Here is a 6,252-nt window from a genome sequence, read left to right on the forward strand (position 1 = left end):
TGCCACCCGAAAACTTGCCGATCCTCGAATGGCTCGGTATCAAAACGTCAAAATCACTGTGATGAACCACTAGTCGCCGCGGTGTCTGCACTTCTACTATCGGCACCTCCAATTTCGATCAGGACTGGGATCATGAACACGCAAGCCGACGCCAAGGCTTCTTTCCGCAAGTGCCATCCCGAGCAACAGAGGACCTTCGATCATGACGATGGCAATACCGATTTCGGCCCGCTTGGAGGGGAGGTCTATGACGATCGTGGGCCAGCGGTCACAATGCCAGTGTCGGTCACCTATCGTGGCATCGACGTGTTCGATCACCACCATGTCTGGGACGAGCGTGGTGGTGGGCATCAACATCACCAAAGCCCGGATGGCCTGCTCGCCGTAATCGGCGGGGGCGCGATGGCCGCGGGCGAGGCCTCTGACGTTACCGGTTTCGTCGACAACTTTGCCGAGGACAGGGGCGACTATTCGATCGCAATGGGCAAGGCGATCTTCGAGGCGTCGGCCTACGGAAGCAATCCAGGCGGCGCGCTCGCTGCCGCCGACACTTATCTTGATGTGTCGGGTGCCGATTTCGTCTTCGAGCACGAAATCGGCCAATCGGAGCGTGGACCCTACGATGCCTGGGCGCGCTCGGAACTCGACTACTTCTCGATAGATATTCATGGATGGTCGCCGCCGCACGGGACGATCGTCATCGACGTGGATCAGCCCTTCGGCCACGGTCAGCCGATCGGGCAGGACCCGTTCTATGGCAACTTCGCGCAAGTGCTCGCACTGGCCGAGGCGCACGGCGCCGACACCTTGTCCGCCACCTTTACCAATGCACTTACCATCGAAAACCACTTCTCGTTCGTGAATGCGGTGGGAATCGTGGCGCTCTAGCCGCGCGCCCACCCCTAGAGGATCGGTTCCTGGCACACATGGAGATTGGCGATGGCCGGAAGCATCAATACGTTCCTCGTTGACGTCTCCAGCACGGCCCTGGCGCTGGGCGATCAGACGATGACCGATACGGTAGCCAGCACGGCAGCGTGGCCCGGCGCCGCGATCGGCTACGCGGCGGCTGTCGCGGTGGCCCAGGACACCGCGCCCGGCACACCAGAGACTAGCGCCACAACGGACGTCATCGCGACCGGCGGATACATGACGAGCTCGCAGGGCAGCCACTGGTCGATTGATTTTCCGTATGGCCCGACGCCCACCTCTGTTGATGTCTCCCTGACGTTCGTCTCGACTCACGGCGCTGGCGACGCCTTCTCCGGGTATGACCTGGTGAGTTCGTCGCTGCACGGACTGCTGTAGCCGCAGCCATGCAATCTGTATTTCGGCCGGCAGCGCTGAAGTCGCGCGAGACGAGTTCTTGCGTTGAAACGCGGCAATGCGATCTGCACATCGTCCGCCATCGGCCGTCCCGCAGTCCCAAAGATGATGTCGCCGCGGTCATAGGCTACGCCAGAAGACCAATCAGTCGAATGAACCTTTGATGCCGCAAATCGCGGTCCGTAGCCTCCGCATCTGCGGAGGGCCGCAGTCATTGCGTGTGCGGCTGATCAACGCGAAATCAACACGAACAGGAGAGCTATATGGCAGCCTCTTTCCTTGACTTCACCAAAGCGGTGCATATTGCCGACACCGTCGACATCGATAAGTCGATCTTCACCGAGTCGTTCGCCCTTTTCAACTCAGCCCTTGGCAATGCGACCGCTGATGCGATGGGCGCCTGGACGCACACCGAGACCTTGACCCAAACGTTAGCCGTCCAGGGGATGGGCTCCAGTTCCGCTTCGGAGTCGGTGTCCCAGGCCAACCCGGTGGATTTTAACTTCGTAGTCTAATAGGCGGGTGATCGCTTTGAGCGAGCCGGCAGCAGTCGATCTGCTGCCGGCGCTCAGCGCCGACCCCAGTCGACGTATGCAAACGGCGCACGGTTCGGCAACTCCAATGCAGCTAACTAGAGCTCCGTAATGCGCAAGCGTTATCAAGCTGGTGGCCGGATAGTTCATTTCGAAGTCGACGACGGTTCGGAGTCAATCATCATCGAGCTGTCGCGAGCCAGCCTATGTAGCAATGCCGATTTGATCGTCCGCGATAGTCGCGCACGCGCCATCGCCGCTGGATCGGGACGGTCCTCGAGTTCGTCGAGAGCGGCGACTGGTGGTCCGGCTGGGGCTGGTGAGGCTGAGGCCATGGCAGCTGCCAGCCGCCGGTACGGCTTCAAGCTGTCCAAGTAGGTCGCCCAGGGACGGCCAATCTGCCGCTTTCGCGTAACTCCTTAGTCAAGCCGGCCGGAGATGAAACATGCGGCAGAGATCGTCCGACAAAACTGGCTCCTCAGGTCGCGAATCGAGCGGCCCGACTGACCTTCAATGTGCCGTCAGAGCCTGCCGTTCGGCCTTCCGCACTTGCGCGCTCTTCAGCCTCATCATCAACGTGCTGATGCTTGCGCCGCCGGTTTACATGCTTCAGGTCTACGACCGCGTGTTGACCACCGGCCGGATCGAGACCCTTGTGATGCTCACCCTGATGGCGATGATCGCGATTGCGATGATGTCCGCGCTCGATGCCTTGCGGACTTGCGTCACGATTCGCGTCGGTTGCTGGCTGAACGAGGAGCTCGGACCAGCTTACCTGGCTTGCGCCGTGCGCGGCCGACTGAATGGGGATCCCTCCGGCCTCGAGCACCTGCGCGACATCTCCCAGATCCAGAACTTCATCGCGACGCAGGGGTTGTCGGCCTTCTTTGACGCGCCGTGGGTCCCCATCTTCGTCGGCCTGATCTGGATCCTCCATCCTATGCTCGGAGGCGTAGCGATCTTCTCGGCGGTGGTGCTGTTCCTGTTGAGCATCGCCAACGAGGTCGCCACCCGGAAGTCGACCGCGACGGCGAACAAGAAGCAGATCGAGGCGACGCTAATGGCGGAGGCGACCATCCGCAACGCCGAAATCGTGCAAGCCATGAACATGCTTCCTGCGATGACCCAGCGTTGGGCCAGGATCAATTCGACGGTCGTCGATAGCCTGCGCAGGTCAGGCGACGTTGGCGGCTTCGTGCTGGCCACCACCAAGTTCGTCCGTTTATTTGTTCAGGTGGCCATCCTCGGCGTCGGCGCCTGGCTGGTGGTCGAGTCGAAACTGGGTGCCGGCGTGATGATCGCCGCTTCCATCCTGCTCGGACGCGCGCTCGCGCCAGTGGAGCTTGTCATCTCCATGTGGCGCAACTTCATGGGCGCCCGCTTTTCCTATCACCGCCTGAAGAAAGCCATCGAAGAAAATCCGGCGCCCCGGCGCCGCACGGTGCTTCCAACCCCCAGCGGCAAGGTAGTCGTCGAAGACCTAAGCTACATCGCGCGCAACACCGGGCAGCTTATACTCAGCAAGGTGTCATGCGCTGTCGAGCCGGGCGAGGCGTTGGCGATCATTGGTCCCTCCGGCGCGGGCAAGAGCACGCTGTGCCGGCTGATGGTCGGGCTGGCAATCCCCGACGTCGGAGAGATCCGGCTCGATGGCTCCCCGGTCCACCACTGGGACAGTGAGCAGATCGGCCAACACATCGGCTTCCTGCCGCAGGATGTCGAGCTGTTCACCGGCACGGTTCGCGAGAACATTGCCCGCATGCAGGTGGCGAACGACGAGGCGATCCTGAAAGCGTCAAGGCTTGCCCATGCCCACGAAATGATCCAGCATCTCCCGCAAGGCTATGACACACACATTGGCGATGGCGGCGTGCGGCTGTCCGGTGGTCAGCGCCAGCGAATAGGACTGGCCCGTGCCGTATTTGGCGATCCGCGATTCATTGTCCTCGACGAGCCCAACGCCAATCTCGACCAGGCGGGAGAGACCGCACTCGTTGAGGCGATAGAAAACCTCAAGCGTTCCCGCGTCGCTCTGGTCCTGGTGGGACACCGGCCGTCCACGCTGTCGGTCGCGGACAAAGTCCTCTTCCTGAAGGAAGGCCACGTCGTCATGTTCGGCGAGCGCGATAAGGTGCTCGAGGAACTAAAGGCGCGGGCAGGCGAGTTCATCCCTCAAGGTGGCGATCACGAAGGGCCCCGCCGGCTTTCGTCCGGTCGCAGCCCGGCAAACGAGAGCGACCACAACGCCAGGGCTATGGCGGGTGTCTCATGACCTATCACGTCGAAAGGATTGCACCGCTGTATACGCGGCTTTCCCCGGTCAGCGTGACGTTCGGTCCGCATAAGCCTGACATCCGGCGTCCCGCCCGCTACGGCAAGGTTCTGATCCTGATTTTCGTCGTTATCTTCGTGGGATGGGGTGGCTTGGTCTATCTCGACGGCGGTGCGGTCGCGCCCGGCGTGATTAACCCGGACAGCGGCAAGAAGACCATCCAGCATCTGGAGGGCGGCATTATCGCCGAGCTGCCCGCCCGCGAGGGGCAGGCGGTCAAGATGGGCCAGACGCTCGCCGTCCTCGAGAGCACCCAAGCGCGCGCCACGCACGAAGCGCTGGTGCAGCAACGGCTTTCCCTGCTCGCCAGGCAGGCGCGACTGGACGCCGAAAGGGCAGGAGAGAGCCACATCCAGTGGCCCCCGGAGCTGCGCTCATCGGATCAGCCGATCAGGGATATCGTCGGGGCACAGCAGAAGGTCTGGGACGCTCGACGCTCCACGCACGCAACGCGACGAGACATCCTGGCCCAGCGCGTCGAGCAGCTGCTGCAACAGATCCAAGGCTCCGAAGCACAAGTCGAAAGTGCGTCCCGGCAGATCGAGTTCATTGGCGAGGAGCTGAAGGCGAAGGAATATCTGGTCGCACGTGGGATGATGCCCAAGCCGGAGGCGCTGCGGCTGAGGCGCGCTGAGGCCGAGATCGTCGGAAGGCGCGGCGAGCACGTCGCAGAGATCGCACGGGCCCGCGAGAAGATCGGCGAAGCGAAAATCCAAATCCTCTCGGTCGAGGCCGAGCGGGCCGATCAGATCGCAGCCGAGCAGGACAAGGTTCGCGGCGAGCTCGCGGAGGTGAACGAGAAGCTGCAGGCCAGTGCCGACGTAGTCAAGCGTACCGTGGTGATCGCTCCCGTGAACGGTACCGTGGTCGACATCAAGTTCAGGACGATCGGCGGAGTGGTTCAGCGAGGCGAGCCCATCATGAGCATCGTGCCCGAAAGTGATGAAATGATCATTGAGGCGCGACTGCAGCCGAGGGACGTCAAGGCGGTGCATAGCGGCCTCGAGGCCAAGGTCCGGTTCACTGCCTATTCGAGCCGCAATGTGCCTAACGTTCCAGGCACCGTCCGGACGGTCTCCGCTGACCGCCTCATGGATGAAACCAAGCATCAACCCTATTATCTTGTGCGCGTCGCGGTTGACCGGGAACTGATGAAGACGCTGGCGCCGAGCGTCGATCTCATTCCAGGCATGCCCGTGGAAGTGCTGGTTGTAACCGAAAGGCGGACGATGCTGGACTACCTCGCCAAGCCGTTCCGCGACGCGCTATGGCGAAGCTTCCGTGAGACTTGACGATGGCTCGGGACGAACGTGACTGGGCGAAACCATAAGGGGGCGGAACCTACGAGCCGCCTACTTGCCCAAGCGATTGCCCTAGTGGACGAAGCGCATGCCCTGAGCTACGCCTTGATCCGGGTGTTGGCATCATCGCCGCGCGAGGAGCTTTCGCGGGAAGACATAGATGCGCTGTGCCAGTTGGCCTATGAGGCGCTGAACAAGATCACCCAGGCGCAGGAGTTGTTCCAGGAGATGGACAAAGACTAGATACCTGATCGAGGTGGTACCGCGCTGGTGTCCCTACCAAATACTACATCCGGCCATATCCATGATGAAACGCGCCAAGGATCGGCCGAGCGACGGACTGGACCGAGCCGTTGGATGGACGATAGCCCCGCGGATCCTTGTCCAACGATGCGTCCGGAGTTGGTTGTACAACATGACGACGGAACGTGCTCGCGATCGTGAACGACGCGCGAGCCCCGTGTGGATCGAGGCGCAGCCGGCAAAGGCGCCCTCTGAAACACCTTATCGTCGTACGTCTCCGTCGCATTTACGGCCCAGCGGGCGTATTTCACACGGGCTTGGACTCACTCAAGGGTTCTTTATCGGCCCGTCGCGCAAACCGCCGCGACCTGCGTGCGGTTCATCAGGCCGAACTTGCGCAGGATCTGCCGCACGTGAACTTTGACTGTGCCTTCCCTCATCCGTAACCGGCATGAGGCCCCCACCTAGCCATCCTTCGGCTTGCGCGCGATACAGCCTGGCATGAGCGGATCGGTGG

7 protein-coding genes are annotated in these 6,252 nt (G+C 61.8%); 6 read left to right on the forward strand and 1 reads right to left on the reverse strand.

Annotated features, from left to right (window positions below; genetic code table 11):
- Window positions 1-132 precede the first annotated feature (132 nt).
- The 6 genes from AAFX91_RS37655 (at window position 133) to AAFX91_RS37680 (ending at window position 5,735) form a co-directional block, all read left to right on the forward strand.
- A complete protein-coding gene (locus AAFX91_RS37655; RefSeq protein ID WP_282532202.1) occupies window positions 133-888 on the forward strand; it encodes a hypothetical protein in 756 nt (251 codons plus the stop codon).
- Between the two features lie 51 nt (window positions 889-939).
- Window positions 940-1,308, forward strand: coding sequence for a hypothetical protein (locus AAFX91_RS37660; RefSeq protein WP_130576914.1), 369 nt, complete (start codon window positions 940-942; stop codon window positions 1,306-1,308).
- Window positions 1,309-1,589: 281 nt separating this feature from the next.
- Window positions 1,590-1,841, forward strand: coding sequence for a hypothetical protein (locus AAFX91_RS37665; RefSeq protein WP_282532201.1), 252 nt, complete (start codon window positions 1,590-1,592; stop codon window positions 1,839-1,841).
- A 463-nt stretch (window positions 1,842-2,304) separates the two neighbouring features.
- Window positions 2,305-4,131 (forward strand): type I secretion system permease/ATPase, encoded by a 1,827-nt coding sequence (locus tag AAFX91_RS37670; protein ID WP_394569873.1) that lies wholly within the window; start codon window positions 2,305-2,307, stop codon window positions 4,129-4,131.
- A gap of 53 nt (window positions 4,132-4,184) precedes the next feature.
- On the forward strand, window positions 4,185-5,483 hold the full coding sequence (locus tag AAFX91_RS37675) for an HlyD family type I secretion periplasmic adaptor subunit (RefSeq protein ID WP_394569875.1): 1,299 nt from the start codon (window positions 4,185-4,187) through the stop codon (window positions 5,481-5,483).
- A gap of 84 nt (window positions 5,484-5,567) precedes the next feature.
- Window positions 5,568-5,735, forward strand: a complete 168-nt coding sequence (locus AAFX91_RS37680; protein ID WP_165420947.1) for a hypothetical protein — start codon at window positions 5,568-5,570, stop codon at window positions 5,733-5,735.
- A 338-nt stretch (window positions 5,736-6,073) separates the two neighbouring features.
- Here the strand turns inward: AAFX91_RS37680 and AAFX91_RS37685 are convergent, their stop codons facing one another.
- A complete protein-coding gene (locus AAFX91_RS37685) occupies window positions 6,074-6,175 on the reverse strand; it encodes a LuxR C-terminal-related transcriptional regulator (RefSeq protein WP_394569874.1) in 102 nt (33 codons plus the stop codon).
- Between the last annotated feature and the right edge of the window lie 77 nt (window positions 6,176-6,252).

The organism is Bradyrhizobium sp. 31Argb (assembly GCF_043638955.1).
GTDB lineage: Bacteria > Pseudomonadota > Alphaproteobacteria > Rhizobiales > Xanthobacteraceae > Bradyrhizobium.